At 67.1% G+C, this 15,523-nt stretch carries 12 protein-coding genes; 11 read left to right on the top strand and 1 reads right to left on the bottom strand.

Annotation, left to right across the window (positions count from 1 at the left end; genetic code table 11):
* Positions 1-118: 118 nt before the first annotated feature.
* The 6 genes from C6I20_RS15625 (at position 119) to C6I20_RS15600 (ending at position 6,965) form a co-directional block, all read left to right on the top strand.
* Positions 119-898 carry an ABC transporter ATP-binding protein gene (locus tag C6I20_RS15625; RefSeq protein WP_118397751.1) on the top strand — a complete coding sequence of 260 codons (780 nt, stop codon included), beginning with the start codon at positions 119-121 and terminating at the stop codon, positions 896-898.
* On the top strand, positions 895-1,755 hold the full coding sequence (locus C6I20_RS15620; protein WP_118397748.1) for an ABC transporter ATP-binding protein: 861 nt from the start codon (positions 895-897) through the stop codon (positions 1,753-1,755). Before C6I20_RS15625 ends, C6I20_RS15620 begins: the two co-directional genes overlap by 4 nt.
* On the top strand, positions 1,752-3,593 hold the full coding sequence (locus C6I20_RS15615) for a long-chain fatty acid--CoA ligase (protein WP_118397745.1): 1,842 nt from the start codon (positions 1,752-1,754) through the stop codon (positions 3,591-3,593). Before C6I20_RS15620 ends, C6I20_RS15615 begins: the two co-directional genes overlap by 4 nt.
* Positions 3,590-4,486, top strand: a complete 897-nt coding sequence (locus C6I20_RS15610; protein ID WP_118397742.1) for a branched-chain amino acid ABC transporter permease — start codon at positions 3,590-3,592, stop codon at positions 4,484-4,486. Before C6I20_RS15615 ends, C6I20_RS15610 begins: the two co-directional genes overlap by 4 nt.
* Complete coding sequence (locus C6I20_RS15605; RefSeq protein WP_118397739.1) at positions 4,483-5,610, top strand: branched-chain amino acid ABC transporter permease; 1,128 nt, start codon at positions 4,483-4,485, stop codon at positions 5,608-5,610. The genes C6I20_RS15610 and C6I20_RS15605 overlap by 4 nt, the downstream gene beginning before the upstream one ends.
* A 65-nt stretch (positions 5,611-5,675) precedes the next feature.
* Positions 5,676-6,965, top strand: coding sequence for an ABC transporter substrate-binding protein (locus C6I20_RS15600; protein WP_118397736.1), 1,290 nt, complete (start codon positions 5,676-5,678; stop codon positions 6,963-6,965).
* A gap of 153 nt (positions 6,966-7,118) precedes the next feature.
* On the opposite strand, the gene C6I20_RS15595 is transcribed toward C6I20_RS15600, so the two are convergent.
* Entirely contained in the window at positions 7,119-8,558 is a 1,440-nt protein-coding gene (locus C6I20_RS15595; protein WP_371682642.1) for a CCA tRNA nucleotidyltransferase, read from the bottom strand.
* Positions 8,559-8,657: 99 nt separating this feature from the next.
* Here C6I20_RS15595 and C6I20_RS15590 point away from each other — a divergent pair, with 99 nt between their 5' ends.
* The 5 genes from C6I20_RS15590 to trxA all read left to right on the top strand — a co-directional run bounded on the left by C6I20_RS15590 (position 8,658) and on the right by trxA (position 15,442).
* Positions 8,658-10,733 (top strand): DUF6049 family protein, encoded by a 2,076-nt coding sequence (locus C6I20_RS15590; protein WP_118397730.1) that lies wholly within the window; start codon positions 8,658-8,660, stop codon positions 10,731-10,733.
* Positions 10,726-12,360, top strand: coding sequence for a murein biosynthesis integral membrane protein MurJ (gene murJ / locus C6I20_RS15585; protein ID WP_162891371.1), 1,635 nt, complete (start codon positions 10,726-10,728; stop codon positions 12,358-12,360). The genes C6I20_RS15590 and murJ overlap by 8 nt, the downstream gene beginning before the upstream one ends.
* A 75-nt stretch (positions 12,361-12,435) precedes the next feature.
* Positions 12,436-14,004, top strand: coding sequence for a protein kinase family protein (locus C6I20_RS15580; RefSeq protein WP_118397724.1), 1,569 nt, complete (start codon positions 12,436-12,438; stop codon positions 14,002-14,004).
* A gap of 79 nt (positions 14,005-14,083) precedes the next feature.
* On the top strand, positions 14,084-15,058 hold the full coding sequence (trxB, locus tag C6I20_RS15575) for a thioredoxin-disulfide reductase (RefSeq protein WP_118397721.1): 975 nt from the start codon (positions 14,084-14,086) through the stop codon (positions 15,056-15,058).
* A 57-nt stretch (positions 15,059-15,115) separates the two neighbouring features.
* On the top strand, positions 15,116-15,442 hold the full coding sequence (gene trxA / locus C6I20_RS15570) for a thioredoxin (protein ID WP_118397718.1): 327 nt from the start codon (positions 15,116-15,118) through the stop codon (positions 15,440-15,442).
* Positions 15,443-15,523: the final 81 nt, after the last annotated feature.

The following is a 15,523-nucleotide window of genomic DNA, read 5'->3' as shown; positions in this document are numbered from 1 at the left end:
AGACGTGCATCACACCGCGCCCCCCGGACCTCGTCGCCCTCGACGATAGCCACCCCCATGCTCATGTGACCTGGATCACGCGTACAGTCCCGCCTACGTCACATCGAGCGGGGGGCACATGCTGCAGGTAAGGAACCTGGAAGTCGTCTACAACGAGGTCATCCAGGTCCTTCGCGGCGTGAGCCTCGATGTGCCGAAGGGATCGATCGTCGCCCTGCTAGGTGCGAACGGAGCCGGCAAGACCACACTGCTCCGCGCGCTGACCGGCCTGCTCGACGTCCACGGCGGCAAGATCACCAAGGGCCAGGTGCTGCTCGACGAGACCCCGATCCACACGTGGCGCGCACCCCGCATCGTCGCCGCAGGACTCGGCCAGGTCCTCGAGGGCCGGCGCGTCTTCAGCGAGTTCACGGTCGAGGAGAACCTCCGCGTCGGTGGCCACACCCGCTCCAGCGGCCTCGCCGAGGGCATCGAGGAGATCTACGAGCTGTTCCCCGTCCTGCGTGAGCGACGCAAGCGCACCGCGGGCTACCTGTCCGGCGGGGAGCAGCAGATGCTCGCGATGGGCCGGGCCCTCGTCGCCCAGCCCACCTACCTCCTGCTGGACGAGCCGAGCCTGGGGCTCGCCCCCAAGATCGTCCAGCAGATCAAGGAGATCATCGTCGAGATCAACTCCCGCGGCACGACGGTGCTGCTCGTCGAGCAGAACGCGACGATGGCGCTCTCGATCGCCCAGCACGGATACGTCCTGGAGCACGGCAAGGTCGTGATGGACAAGCCGGCCGCAGAGCTGCTCGAGGACGACGACATTCGCGACTTCTACCTCGGGCGAGGGGACGCCGCGACGTCATATCGGGACGTCAAGCACTACAAGCGACGCAAGAGGTGGCTCTCATGAGCATCGATCACGCACAGGACGACAACCGCGCCCCCCCCCCGGAGGCCGGCCGCGCGGATTCACGCGCAGGCAGCAAGCCTGTGGTCTCGGTCACCGACGTCGACCTCAACTTCTCCGGGGTCAAGGCCCTGAGCGGTGTGAGCTTCGACGTCGCCGAGAACGAGCTGTTCGCGATCATCGGACCCAACGGTGCCGGCAAGACCTCGATCTTCAACGTCCTCTCGGGGGTATACCGGCCGCAGGTCGGCAACGTCACGTTCCTCGGTGAGAACCTCCTGGGTCGCCGACCGCACGTCATCGCTGGCCTCGGCATGGCGCGCACCTTCCAGAACATCGAGCTGTTCGAGAACCTCGACGTGGTTGACAACCTGATGCTGGGACGTCACCACCACGTCGGCTACGGCTGGCCGTCGGCGGTCGCCTGGGTCGGACGCGCTCGCGCCGCGGAGATCCGCAACCGTCGCCGCGTCGAGGAGATCATCGACTTCCTCGAGATCGAGACCTACCGGCGCATGCCGGTCGGCCTGCTCCCGTACGGCATCCAGAAACGCATCGAGCTGGGACGGGCTTTGGCGATGGAGCCACGGCTCCTGCTGCTCGACGAGCCGGTTGCCGGCATGAACGGCGAGGAGACCGAGGACATGGCTCGGTTCATCCTCGACATCCGTAGTGAGCTCGGGATCCCGATGATCCTCGTCGAGCACGACATGGGACTCGTGATGGACCTGGCCGACCGGGTCATGGCCATGGACTTCGGCCGACCCATCACGACCGGGCGGCCCGCTGAGGTGCAGGCCCACCCCGAGGTCATCCGCGCCTACCTCGGCACCGCCGACGACACCGAGGAGGACGCATGAGCACAGTTCAGACCTCCCTGCCGCAGCGCATCAGGGCCCGCGCGACGACCCACCCCGACGGCACGGCGATGCACGAGAAGTACCACGGCCTCTGGGAGCCGGTGACCTGGGCGGGCTACTGGGACGCAGCATCCCTCGTCGGGAACGCGCTCCTGTCGCTCGGCATCGAGCCCGGTGACCGGATCGCCGTCCACAGCGAGAACCGGCGGGAATGGCTCTTCTGCGACATCGGCATCACCGCCGCCCGGGCCGCGACCGTGGGTCTCTACCCGACCAATCCGGCGCCGGAGGTCCACCACGTGCTGTTCGACTCCGGTGCCCGGCTGCTCGTCGTCGAGGACCAGGAGCAGCTGGACAAGGCCCTGGACGTCATCGGTGACCTGCCCGACCTCCAGCACCTGGTCTATCTCGAGCCCCGCGGCATCGTCGGCAGCTATGACGACCCCCGTCTGATGTCGTGGGACTCCTTCATCAAGATCGGTGAGCAGCATCGCTCGGCGCATCCCGAGGCCCTCGGGTCACGCTTGGACGCCGTGGAGTCCAGCGACCTGGCCACGTTGGTCTACACCTCGGGCACCACCGGCCCCCCCAAGGGCGCGATGCTGACGATGGGCAACGTCGAGTTCGTCCTCGAGACGCTCCAGAACCAAGGTGCCTTCGTGGATCCGCCGGCCGGCGAGAAGGACCTCCTCGTCTCCTACCTCCCGCTGTGCCATGTGGCCGAACGCGTCTTCACGACGTGGTTCAACGCCGGGGTCGGCACCCAGGTCTTCTTCGCCGAGTCGATCGACACCGTGCCGCAGAACCTGCGCGAGGTCCAGCCGACGCTGCTGTTCGGCGTCCCCCGCATCTGGGAGAAGCTCGTCGCCAGCGTGCACATCCGCATGAGCGGTGCCTCCCGCATCAAGCGCGCCAATTTCGCGGTGTGGATGAGGCTCGCACGCTGGATCGGGCGCACGCTCGTCGCCCGGCAGGGACGCCACTCTGTCGCGACCCGGATCGCGTACGGCATCGGGTGGGTCATGCTCTACCGCCCGCTACGTGAGCGACTCGGCCTGTCGAAGGTCCGCTACGCGGCCTCGGGAGCTGCGCCGATCTCGCCGGAGGTGCTCGAGTTCTTCATGGGGATCGGGCTCCCGATGTTCGAGGTCTACGGCATGACCGAGAACAGCGCGATCGCGACGGCCAACATGCGCGGGCGAGTGCGAGTGGGCACCGTTGGCGAGATCCAGCCCGGCACGGAGCTACGGATCGACGAGACGGGCGAGATCCTCACCCGGCACGCCGGCACGTTCGCCGGCTACTGGAACAACCCCGAGGCGACGGCCGCCGCTATCGACGCGGACGGCTGGCTGCACACCGGCGACGTCGGCGAGTGGGTCGACGGCACGCACCTCAAGATCACCGATCGGCTCAAGGACATCATCATCACTGCCGGAGGCAAGAACATTTCTCCCAGCGAGATCGAAAATCGACTCAAGGCCTCGCCCTTCATCAAGGAGGCCATCGTCATCGGTGACCGGCGCAGCTACCTGACGGCCCTGATCGGCATCGAGCTGGACACCGTCGGGGACTGGGCGCAGAAACGGCGCCTGTCGTTCACGACCTATCGAGACCTGACGGGCAAGCCGGAGGTGATCGAGCTGGTGCAGAGCATCGTCGACGAGACCAACGTCCAGTTCGCGTCCGTCGAGACCATCAAGGCGTTCCGGCTGCTGCCCAAGGAGCTCGACCACGAGCAGGGCGAGCTCACTGCCACCCAGAAGGTCAAGCGCTCCGCCATCACGGCGCAGTTCTCCGACGACATCGAAGGCATGTACGCGGGAGCGGGCCGATGACCGAGTTCCTGCAGGCTGTCGTCAACGGGTTCGGCCAGGGCTCCATCTACGCGCTGCTCGCCCTGGGCTACGTCATGATCTACAAGGCGACGCGCGTCATCTCCTTCGCCCAGCCGGCGCTGATGGTCGTGGGCGGATTGTTCGCCTATCACTTCACCTCCGTGCTCGGCCTGCCGTTCTGGATCGGCATGCTGCTGGCCATCGCCTGTGGCGCGGCCGTCGGCATGATCGTGGAGCGGGTCGCGTTGCGACCCATGCTCGGCAAGCCGGTGTTCACGCTCGCGATCATCACGATCGGCGTCGACATCGTGCTGCGCATCATCGCCAACCGCTACATCGGCGTGCAGTCCAAGATCGTCGAGTACCCGAACGGCGGCGAACGCTTCCGCCTCGGTGGAGTCTCGATCTCGCACCAGCGACTCGGGCTCATCGCCGTCACAGCGGTCACGGTCGTGGCGCTGGCCCTGTTCTTCCGCTACTCACGCACCGGACTCGCGATGCGGGCCACGGCCTTCGACCAGGAGACCGCGCTCGCGCAGGGCATCCGAGTCGGTGCGGTCTTCGCTCTCGCCTGGGCCATCGCGGGTGGACTCGCGGCGATCGCAGGAACGTTCGTCGCAGCCGGCAACGCGGGCATCGAGCAGACCAGCTGGGTCATCGCGCTCAAGGCCCTGCCGGCCATCATCATCGGCGGTCTCGACTCAGTACCCGGCGCGGTCGTCGGTGGCCTTGCCGTCGGGATCGTGGAGGCGCTCACCGCGACGTTCCAGCCGGACGTCGCACCGTGGCTGGGCGCCAACTTCGCGCTCGTCGCTCCCTATGCGCTGATGTTCGTGGTGCTGCTGGTCAAACCATACGGACTATTCGGCACCAAGGAGGTGGAGCGAGTATGAGCACCCGTCTGCGCGGACGGCCCCTCATCCGCACGAGCTACGCCCAGGACATGGCGCTCCTGGACACCCCCGCCAAGAAACGCTCGACGATCGCGATCATCGTGGTGTCGTTCCTCATCCCGTTCGTGGTGACCGACGACCTGCTGCTCGTGCTGACCCTCGGCATGATCTCCGCCGTCGGCGCGATCGGACTCAACCTCGTCACCGGCTATGCCGGCCAGGTGTCCCTCGGCCACGCCTTCTTCATCGGGATCGGCGCCTACACAGGCGCAGTGCTGGGTGGCGACACAGATGCCGCAGTCACCGGCTACGGCCTGCCCATCTACGTGTGGCTCCCCGCTGCGGGAGTCGTCGCGGCTCTGGCCGGACTGCTCGTCGGCCCGATCGCCGTACGCCTGCGTGGGCTCTACCTCGCGATCGTCACCCTGGGTCTGGTCTTCCTCGGCGACCACATCTTTCGTGAAGCACGCACACTGACCGGCGGACCGGGGGTCGGTCGACGCGGGCCCGACCTGATGATCTTCGGCATCGACATGAACGACAGCGGAATCGTGCTGGGTCTTGACCTGGCCCGCGAGCAGCGTCAGTTCCTGATGGCCCTGGTCTTCCTGATCGTCTTCGCCATTCTGGGACGCAACATCGCCCGATCCGGCGTCGGGCGGGCGTTCTCGGCGATCCGCGATCGCGATGTCGCCGCCGCCGTCGTGGGGGTCGACCTCACGAAGTACAAGGTCATGGCATTCGCGATGTCCTCGTTCTTCGCCGGTGTGACGGGAGCTCTCTACTACGCCGTCGTCGGGGTGTTCGAGCCCAGCGCGTTCGGTCTCCTACTGAGCATCCAGTACCTCGCCATGATCCTGATCGGTGGCGTCGCCACGATCTCCGGATCGATCATGGGCGCGCTCTTCATCAGCCTGCTCGGACGCATCTCCGGAGAAATCGCCCATATCCTGCCCTTCATCAGCGAGTCTTCGGGCTCCAGCGGACTCCTGTCGGTCTTCCAGCTCGAGGCGATCCTCTATGGCGTCTTGATCATCGTCTTCCTGATCTTCGAGCCACGCGGGCTCTTCGGGATCTGGACTCGGGTACGCAACTACTGGAAAGGATGGCCGTTCTCCTATTGACCCTGTCGTGAGCCGCACCTGCGGCACCCCACCACGCACATCGACTCACCGAAGGAAATGATCAGATGAAGCTCAATCGACACGTCCTGCGCACGTCCGTCGTGCTCGCGGCGACTGCGCTCGTCCTCACCGGCTGCCGCAGCAGCAGCGACGAGGGCTCCGGCGCGAGCCCGGGCATCACGGACGAGGCGTGCCCCAAGGCCGTCAACAAGGACAACGGGTGTATCTCGCTCGGCGTCATCTCCGACCTCACCAAGGGGCCGTTCGCGCCGCTCGCCGTTCCGATCACCGACGCACAGAAGGCGTTCTGGAACAAGGTCAACGAGGACGGTGGCGTCGCCGGCTACGACATCGACGTCACGTCCAACATCGCCGACGCGGAGTACAACCCCGAGATCCACAACCGCAAGTATCAGGAGATGCGCAAGAAGATCCTGGCGCTGGGCCAGACCCTCGGGTCTTCCCAGACGCTCGCGATCCTTGACGACATGAAGTCCGACAACGTGATCGGCGTTCCGGCCTCGTGGAACTCCGCGTGGGAGTTCGACGACCAGATCCTGGAGAGCGGAGCCAACTATTGCTTCGAGGCGATGAACGGCACCGACTGGGCCGTCGCCAACCGTGGCGTCAAGGGCAAGGTCGTCGCGGTGGGCTACGCGGGTGACTACGGCGGAGACGCCGCTGCCGGGGTTGAGGCGGCCGCCAAGGCCAACAACCTCGACTTCGAGAAGATCGAGACTCCTGCAGGCCAGGACAACCAGGCCGGCGCTGTCGCAGCGATCCTCAAGCAGAAGCCCGGACTGGTGTTCGTGAGCACCGGGCCCGCAGAGATGGCGACGATCGTCGGCGGCACCGCTGCGCAGGGCTTCACCGGAACCTTCGTGGGTTCCAGCCCGACGTGGAACCCGGCGCTGCTGAAGTCGGCCGCCGCACCGGCACTCGAGAAGCTCTACTTCCAGGCCGGACCGTGGGGCCCCTTCGGCACCGACACCCCGGGCCACAAGGCGATGCGCGATGCGCTCGGTGACGTCACCCCCAACGACGGCTACACCGCAGGCTGGGTCTGGAGCTACCCGCTCCTGGCCGCGCTCAAGAAGGCCGGCGAGGATGGCGACATCACCCGCGAGAGCCTGGTCAAGGCATCCAAGGAGCTGACCGAGGTCGACTACGAGGGCATCCTGCCGGCCGAGGCGGGTGCAACCAAGGGCGATCCGTCCGAGGTCGCGTTCCGCTCCAGCGTGATCAGCAAGGTCGACAAGGATGCGCCGACCGGCGTGTCCATCACGCAGGAGCTGACCACCGGGCCGACCGCTGAAGGCTACGACTTCAGCAAGCCCTGCTTCAGCCTGCAGTAGGCAGCAGTTCTGGTCCCCGATCCTGTTGGGAGGACCTCCTCCCGACAGGGTCGGGGCCAGCGCACGAGATGCATGACCACCGCCGGGCGTACGTGGCCGAGGCGGGCGACGGAGGCCGGCACCCAGGGGGGGCGGCCTTCCGTCGTCTCCGGCTCAGGCCGACGGCCGGGCGGCCCAGAAGGACCTGAGGGCCTCGGTGGCGTCGGCCTCGTCGAGCGGACCACGGTCCATCCGCAGGTCGAGCAGGAAGCGGTACGCCTCGCCAACCTCAGGTCCTGGCGAGATGCCGAGGATCTGCATGATCTGAGCGCCGTCGAGATCGGGCCGGATTGACCCGAGCTCCTCCTGCTCGGCCAGCACCGCGATGCGTGCCTCGAGCTCGTCGTAGGTGCGTTGGAGGCGCAGTGCCTTCTTCTGGTTGCGGGTTGTGCTGTCGGCCCTCGTCAGGATGTGCAGCCGCTCGAGCTGATCGCCGGCGTCGCGGACGTAGCGGCGCACCGCCGAGTCGGTCCACTCGCCGGAGCCGTAGCCGTGGAACCGGAGGTGGAGCTCGACGAGCTTGGCGACCTGGTCGATCACGTCATTGCTGTAGCGCAGGGCTCGCATGCGCTTGCGGACAAGCTTGGCCCCGACCACGTCATGGTGGTGGAACGTGACGACCCCACCCTCCACGAACCGGCGGGTCTTGGGCTTGCCGATGTCGTGCAGCAGCGCGGCAAGCCGGATCACCAGGTCCGGCGACGACTCGAGCCGGCCTTCGAGGGCCATCGCCTGCTCCAGAACGATCAAGGAGTGCTCGTAGACGTCCTTGTGCCGGTGGTGCTCGTCGCGCTCGAGGATCAGGGCCGGCAGTTCGGGCAGCATCTGCTCGGCCAGTCCGGTGCCGACCAGCAGGCGCAGACCCTCAACCGGATGAGCACCGCAGAGCAGCTTGTTGAGCTCGTCCCGAATCCGTTCGGCCGACACGATCTCGAGCCGGGCAGCCATGTCGGTCATGGCGGCGACGACCTCGGGGGCCGCGTGGAACCCCAGCTGTGACACGAACCGGGCGGCGCGCATCATCCGCAGGGGATCGTCGCTGAACGACTGCTCCGGAGTGACCGGTGTCCGCAACACCTGCTCGTCGAGATCGGCGAGCCCACCGAACAGGTCGACGAACTCCTGCGAGGGAAGGCGGACCGCCATCGCGTTGACCGCGAAGTCTCGTCGTGAGAGGTCGCCCTCAAGCGTGTCCCCGAAGCGGACCTCCGGCTTACGGGAGCCGGTGTCGTACTCGTCGGTCCGGTAGGTCGTGATCTCCAGCTCGTGTTGTGCCTTGCGGAGGCCGATCGTGCCGAACTCCCGCCCCACGTCCCACATGGCGTCGGCCCAGGCGCCGGCGATCTGCTCGATCTGGTCCGGGCGCGCCGAGGTCGTGAAGTCCCAGTCGTTGCCCGGGCGGCCGAGCACGGCGTCGCGGACGGGCCCGCCGACGATCGCAATCTCGTGGCCCGCGGCTTCGAACAGCGCGCCGAGCTCGACCAGGAAGGTGTTGGCGCCCAACGAGGCGTCGATCCGGGCCCGGCGATCGGGTGTCAGCGTGGTCGAGTGCACGGGGACATACTCTATCGGTCGCCGCGGAGCGCTCGAACCCGTCCGGCGGCGCGCTTCCACGAATACGGTGGCTGTGCAGGCTACGTCTAGCATGTTCGGGTGAGCAGCCGCCGTCTTCCCCTCCTCGTCGTGCTGCTCGCGATGCTCCCGGCACTACTGCTCGTGCCGGCCGGACCGGCGCAGGCCGCCGATAAGAATCCTGATCTGAAGGTCAGCATCCAGTCGCTGAGTCCGAGCCGACTCGCGGTCGGCAAGAAGGTGACGATGACCGGCACCGTCACCAACCGCGATGATCACGCGTGGGTCGACATGCAGGCCTACCTGGTGATCCCCACAGTCCCGTTCACGACCCGTGCGCAGATCCTGGCCGCGATTGACAACGGCAACTCCTACACCGGCACGCGGGTCGTCGAGCCCGGGACGTTCGACGACATGGGCGATCTCGCCCCAGGACAGACCCGGTCCTTCACGATCAAGGTGCCGTACGACGATCTGGCCGTCTCGGGTGCCGAAGGGGTCTATCCGGTCGGAGTGCAGATCCTGGCCACTGACACAGACGGGGCGCGCAGCATCAACGCCCTCGGTCGGGCAACGACGTTCCTCCCGTTGCTGACCTCAACCAAGGCTCCAGTCCCAACCTCGATCGTCTGGCCGTTCCTCATGCCGGATCGACGCGGCAAGGACGGGGACTACGAGGACCCGGCCGGGTTGCTCAAGGCAATCGCGCCACAGGGCCGACTGCGCAATCTTCTCGACCTCGCCACGAGCACCTCCGGCAACGCCACCACGGTCCTGGTCGACCCTGCGCTACTCGTCGGCGTCGACGACCTGGCCAACGACCGTCATGTGCCCGCCGGTGTCGAGATCACCGACCAGCAACGTTCTGAGGCGGAGCTGTTCGAGCAGGACCTGCTGGCCTTCGCGCGGGCCCGGAGCACCTGGATCATCGACTTCGATCGTCCCGATCTCCTGGCCCTGTCGCAGAACAGCGATTTGAAGGCGCCGCTCTCGGAGGCGATCCAACGCGCCACGGATGCCGCACTGACGAAGTTTCAGCTCAGCGGTCGGCGGGTGTCCTGGCCGACGAGCCAGGGCGTGACCTCCGGTCTGCTCAGCGATCTGCGAGGCGCCGGCGACTCCCCGGTCATCGTCACTCGCGAAGCCCTGTCTGGGTGGGACCGACGCCAGGGCTCGGTCGTCCAGTACACCACCCCCAACGGCCCTGTACCGCTGTTCGTCGACGACGAGCTCGACGCGGACGTGCCCGGTCTGGACTCGGTCACGACGCTCCGCCAGCGGATCCTGAGCGAGGCGGCACTCGCGGCTCTGCAGCGCACGATCGACCCCCAGTCGCGGGCCGACGCGATCACGATGGTCGATCCGGGCTGGGACCCCGGCCCGAACTGGTCCGAGGGCAAGCTGTCCGAGGCGTTCTCCACCCCCTTCACAATTGCCGCGAGCCTGGACTCGGTGCTCACCCGATCACTCACGTCCTACCAGGGCTCGGTGCCCAAGTCGGCCAAGGCCACCCCGTTGGACCGCTCCACCCTCGTGGCCGCCTCGGACATCCTGGCCAAGGGCAGCGCCCTGAGCTCGCTGGTCCCGCAGCGGGACTCCGTCGACGACTCGCTGGCCCGCGACGTGGCCGGCATCCTCGGCGTCCGTTGGCGCAAGGATCCCGAGGAAGCGACCTCGATCGCCAACGAGCTGGCCCGACGGGCCGGCTCCCAGCTGCGAAAGATCACGATCGACGGCCCCCAGCTCGTGACCCTGTCCAGCTCCAAGGGCGGCTTCCCGGTGACGATCCGCAATGACACCGACGAAGAGATTCGTGTGGGCGTGTCGATCGACTCCAGCAATCCGGCACTGAGGATCCCCGCCGTCGCGCCGGTCGACATCGGCGCCGGCGAACGACGCACGCTGACGGTCGACATCGACCTGGGTCACCAGAGCACGACGTCGCTGACTGCCCGACTCGTGTCCGCGGACGGCGAGCCGATCGGGACGGCTGCTGAGTTCAACGTGCGTTCCAGCCACATCGGCGCCGTGCTGTGGATCGCCATGGCGCTGGCCGGACTCTTCGTGCTGGTCGCCCTGGCGCGCCGTTTCACACGTCACCGTACGAGGAACCGTGGCCGGATCGTGTCGGAGCGACCGGTCGACGACGATGACTGACCAGGGGGTCGCCCGCGCAAGCGCGTGGATGGCCCTGGGGACGATCGTCTCGAGATTGACCGGTTTCCTTCGGGCCGGTCTGCTGGCCGTGGTCATCGGCACGGCGCTCAACGCCGACCTGTTCGACATCGCCAACACGATCCCCAACACGCTCTACATCCTGGTCGCTGGCGGCATCTTCAACGTCGTGCTGGTGCCCCAGCTCGTCCGGTCGATGAAGAACGATGCCGACGGCGGCACGGCGTACGCCAACCGCGTCATCACCTTGGGACTGCTCGTGCTCGCAGTCGGCACCGTCGTGCTGACGATCGCAGTCCCGGCGCTCCTGCACATCGTCTTCGATCCACAACTGTTCACCTCGCAGTTCGACGACCAACGTGCGTCGGCGGAGCTTCTGATGCTCCTGTGCATGCCCCAGGTGTTCTTCTACGGCGCATTCGTGCTGGTTGGCCAGGTGCTCAACGCTCGCGGGCGGTTCGGTCCGATGATGTGGGCCCCGATCGTCAACAACGTCGTGGCCAGCACCGTCATCGTGATCTACGCTCTCGTGTTCGGGGCAAGCAATGCCAGGGACGGCTACTCGACCGAGCAGGCGCTGGTGCTGGGACTCGGCTCGACGGGCGCGATCGCGCTGCAGGCCCTGGTCCTGGTGCCCTACCTCCGCAAGGCGGGCTTCCGCTTCCGGCCGCGGTTCGACTTCCGCGGCGTTGGTCTGGGGCACACACTGCGGCTTGGCGCGTGGACGCTGCTGTTCATCGTCGTCAACCAGATCGCCTTCGTCACGGTCAACAAGATCGCCACGGGCGCGACCCTCGAGGGGGCCGCCGACGACAAGTCCGCCGCAGGTTCCACGGTGTACGGACTGGGCTTCCTGATCAGTCAGCTGCCACATGGCGTCATCACGGTCTCGCTGGCGACGGCGATCATCCCGACGCTCGCTGCCCTGGCCGCAGACCGCCACTACGACCGGTTCCGGATCGAGCTGAGTCGAACGCTGCGTATCGCGCTGGTCATCGTCGCCCCCGCCGCCGTCGCGCTGCTGTGCCTCGGACAGTCCGCAGCAGCGATCGTCGGCGGGCTCGGATCACTGGGGAGCAGCACCGTCGCGATCGGCTACACGATCCAAGCGTTCTCGCTGGCGATGGTGACATTCACCGTGCACTACCTGATGCTGCGCGGCTTCTACGCCAACGAGGACAACCGCACGCCGTTCTTCATCCAGGTCGTGATCGCCGCGGTCAACATCGGCGCGGCTCTGTCGTTGGCCCGCAGCGTCGAGCCGGAACAGGTCGCCATGATGCTGGCCCTCTCGTACGGCATCGCCTACCTGATCGGGTCGATCCTGTCGGTGTCCCTGCTGTCCCGGGCTGTGGGCCGAGTGTTCGACCGCGAGATGGTGGTGTTCGTGGCACGCCTGCTCGTGGCCTGCACCCTCGCGGCCTTCGTGATGCTGGGCTTTGCACGCGGGCTCGAGGTGCTCGGAGTTGAGCCGTCCACCGCTACCGGCGGGCTCGTGACCACGACCGTCGCCGGACTCGGCGGAGCCATCACGTACGTCGCGGCGGCTCGAGTCATCGGCATGACCCAGCTGGCTTACCTGGTCGACACCTTGCTCCGGCGGCGCTGAATTGTCGGACGTGGTCTGACCTGCGGACTAGCATGGAGGCGGGCACGAGCCGGTTCTCGTGAGAAGGGGCGGTAGATGAGCGAGAGGCGGCCACTGGCCTCCGGAGACGTGCTCGCGCACCGCTACGAACTCCAGGACCTCGTCACCGAGAAGCTCGGCTCCACGACATGGCGGGCGCACGACAAGGTGCTCAACCGCAACGTCGGCATCGAGATGATCTCCAGCGCCGATCCTCGCGCCAACCACTTCTTGTCGGCGGCGCGCGAGTCCACGGCCGTCACCGATCCGCGGTTCCTCCGGGTCCTCGACCTGATCGAGGACGAGCAGCAGCATCACCTGGTGATCCGCGAGTGGGCTCGCGCGTTCCCCCTGGATCAGTTGCTCGCTCAGTCGCCGCTGCCGAACCGACGCGCCGCGACTGTCGTCGCCGAGGTCGCCGAAGCGCTGGCCGCCGCGCACGAACATGGCGTCTATCACCGTCGGCTGACGCCGCACCAGGTCATGCTCAAGCAGTCCGGCGCAGTGCGGGTCGTCGGGCTCGGGGTCGCGACAGCCCTGAGTCCGGTGGGCCGCCAGGACTCGTTGACCGATCTGCAGGCCTACGAGCAGCTCGACGTCCAGGCCATCGGCAAGCTCCTCTACGCCTGCCTGACGAGCCGCTGGCCGGGCGCTCACGTGGACGGGCTGCGGGCCGCACCGACCGAGCACGGGCGCCTCCTGCGCCCACGTCAGGTCCGTGCCGGGGTGTCCCGTGACATCGACACGACCTGCGACCGCATCCTTGGCACTCCGCCACGCCATCACGCCCCGCCACTACGCAAGGCCGCCGACATCGCCAGGACCCTCAGGCTGTCCGGCGAGGACGACGACCTCTTCGATGACCAGCCGAGCCTTGCGGGGCTGTCCTCCCCAGACCTGCTCCGCCTCGACCCGGTGATCGTCCCGGGTGGGCCTCCTCCCGGACTCGAGCCCCCACGCCGTCGACCCAAGGCATACGATCCGGCGCCACCCACGACCCTGCAGCGGGGCAAGCTGCGCGCCCGCCGGGCGGCCAAGGGTGACCGCGGGCTCGTGCTCCTCGGCATCATCGGCGCCCTGCTGCTCGCCACTGTGCTGGCGTTCCTCGTCGGCCGCTCAACCAACGACTCCGCGAGCCCGGTCGATCGCGCTTCACCATCGCGTGTGCTCCCGGTACAACGCGTCGTCGACTTCGACCCGCAGGGCGAGGACGGCAGCGAAAATCCCGAGCAGGCCAAGCGCACGATCGACGGCAACATGCGCACGGGCTGGCAGAGTGCGACCTACCTCGGCTCCGCGGAGCTTGGTGGCCTCAAGGATGGCGTCGGAATCGTTCTCGACCTCGGCGGTCCCCGTGAGGTCGACTCATTGCGCATTCGGCTGGCTGGCCGACCGACCGACTTCTCCATCTACACCTCGTCGCCCACCGCGACCAAGACACCCAAGACGTTGACCGGGCTTCGCCGCGTGGCCGTGCTCGACAAGGCAGGCACAGACTCGTCCGTCTCGCTCCAGTCCGGGCTACTGACCCGCTACGTCGTGGTCTGGCTCCGCTCGGTGCCAGAGATCGAGCCCGGTCGGTTCCGTGGCGAGATCCGCGAGGTCGTCGTGCGCGGGCAGTCCTGAGCTGATCGGTCCGTGCGGCCCAAGGAATGCCCGGCGCCTAGAATTCGTTGACACCCGTACCACGATCAGAAGGTGCTAAATGAGCGACACCATACGCAATCTCATCATCATTGGTTCGGGCCCGTCGGGCTACACCGCGGCGGTCTACGCCGCTCGCGCGAACCTCGAGCCACTCGTCTTCGAGGGCTCGGTCACCGCCGGCGGCGCGCTGATGACCACGACCGATGTCGAGAACTTCCCCGGCTTCCCCGACGGCGTCATGGGCCCGGAGCTGATGGACAAGCTCCGCGCCCAGGCCGAACGCTTCGGTGCCGAGCTGATCACCGACGACGTCACGTCGGTCGATCTCGAGGGTGACATCAAGACCGTGACCCTGGCTGACGGCACCACCTACTCGGCCAAGGCTGTCGTGCTCGCGATGGGATCGGGTTACCGCAAGCTCGACGTCGAGGGCGAGGACCGGCTGTCCGGCCACGGAGTCTCCTGGTGTGCCACGTGTGACGGATTCTTCTTCCGCGAGCAGAACATCATCGTCGTCGGCGGTGGCGACTCTGCCCTCGAGGAAGCGACGTTCCTGACCCGGTTCGCCAGCAAGGTCACGATGGTCCACCGCCGCGGTGAGCTGCGTGGCTCCAAGATCATGCAGGACCGTGCCTTCGCGAACGACAAGATCGACTTCGCGTGGAACTCCGAGGTCGCTGAGATCATCGGCGCCGACAAGCTCGAGGGTGTCGTCCTTCGCGACACCGTGACCGGCCAGACCCGCCGGCTCGACGCGACCGGCCTGTTCATCGCGATCGGTCACGACCCGCGCTCAGAGCTGCTCAAGGGCCAGGTCGAGCTCGACGACGAGGGCTACGTCCTGGTCCAGGCCGGCTCCACCGCGACCAACGTCCCCGGCGTCTTCGCCGCCGGCGACCTCGTCGACCACACCTACCGCCAGGCCATCACCGCGGCCGGAACCGGCTGCGCGGCCTCGCTCGACGCCGAGCGCTTCCTGGCGGACATGGATGCGGCCGGCGAGCCCGCCACGGACGTCGCGATGGCCCAGTGAACGGAATAACCCACACCGCACGACGTTGACATCCACACAGACCTGAAGGAGAAACCCATGGCAGACATCACCGCCGTCACCGACGCAGACTTCGACGAGAAGGTGCTCAAGGCTGACGGTCCCGTTCTCGTGGACTTCTGGGCGAGCTGGTGCGGCCCGTGCCGTCAGCTGGCTCCGATCCTCGAGGAGATCGCCGGCGAAAAGGGCGACAAGCTCACGATCGTCAAGATGGACGCGGATGCGAACCCGGTCACCCCGGCGCAGTATCGCGTGACCGGACTGCCGACCATGAACCTGTACTACAAGGGCGAGGTCGTCCGGTCGATCGTCGGCGTTCGGCCCAAGAGTGCGATCCTCAGTGAGCTCGAGGAGCACACTGCCTGACCAGCAGCAGACCTGACCTGCAGCAGACGACGGCCCCGGTGAGGTTCTCGCCGGGGCCTCGTCGTTGCCGAGATGTTGCGG

The sequence above is a fragment of the Aeromicrobium sp. A1-2 genome, assembly GCF_003443875.1.
GTDB lineage: Bacteria > Actinomycetota > Actinomycetes > Propionibacteriales > Nocardioidaceae > Aeromicrobium.
The sequence above is the reverse complement of the archived record's forward strand: the minus strand, read 5'-3'. Positions and strand labels throughout refer to the sequence as shown.

Excerpts from the sequence above, each read along its gene's own strand:
- C6I20_RS15625 (WP_118397751.1), top strand. The coding sequence starts at position 119 with ATGCTGCAGGTAAGGAACCTGGAAGTCGTCTACAACGAGGTCATCCAG.
- C6I20_RS15620 (WP_118397748.1), top strand. The coding sequence starts at position 895 with ATGAGCATCGATCACGCACAGGACGACAACCGCGCCCCCCCCCCGGAG.
- C6I20_RS15615 (WP_118397745.1), top strand. The coding sequence starts at position 1,752 with ATGAGCACAGTTCAGACCTCCCTGCCGCAGCGCATCAGGGCCCGCGCG.
- C6I20_RS15610 (WP_118397742.1), top strand. The coding sequence starts at position 3,590 with ATGACCGAGTTCCTGCAGGCTGTCGTCAACGGGTTCGGCCAGGGCTCC.
- C6I20_RS15605 (WP_118397739.1), top strand. The coding sequence starts at position 4,483 with ATGAGCACCCGTCTGCGCGGACGGCCCCTCATCCGCACGAGCTACGCC.
- C6I20_RS15600 (WP_118397736.1), top strand. The coding sequence starts at position 5,676 with ATGAAGCTCAATCGACACGTCCTGCGCACGTCCGTCGTGCTCGCGGCG.
- murJ (WP_162891371.1), top strand. The coding sequence starts at position 10,726 with ATGACTGACCAGGGGGTCGCCCGCGCAAGCGCGTGGATGGCCCTGGGG.
- C6I20_RS15580 (WP_118397724.1), top strand. The coding sequence starts at position 12,436 with ATGAGCGAGAGGCGGCCACTGGCCTCCGGAGACGTGCTCGCGCACCGC.
- trxB (WP_118397721.1), top strand. The coding sequence starts at position 14,084 with ATGAGCGACACCATACGCAATCTCATCATCATTGGTTCGGGCCCGTCG.
- trxA (WP_118397718.1), top strand. The coding sequence starts at position 15,116 with ATGGCAGACATCACCGCCGTCACCGACGCAGACTTCGACGAGAAGGTG.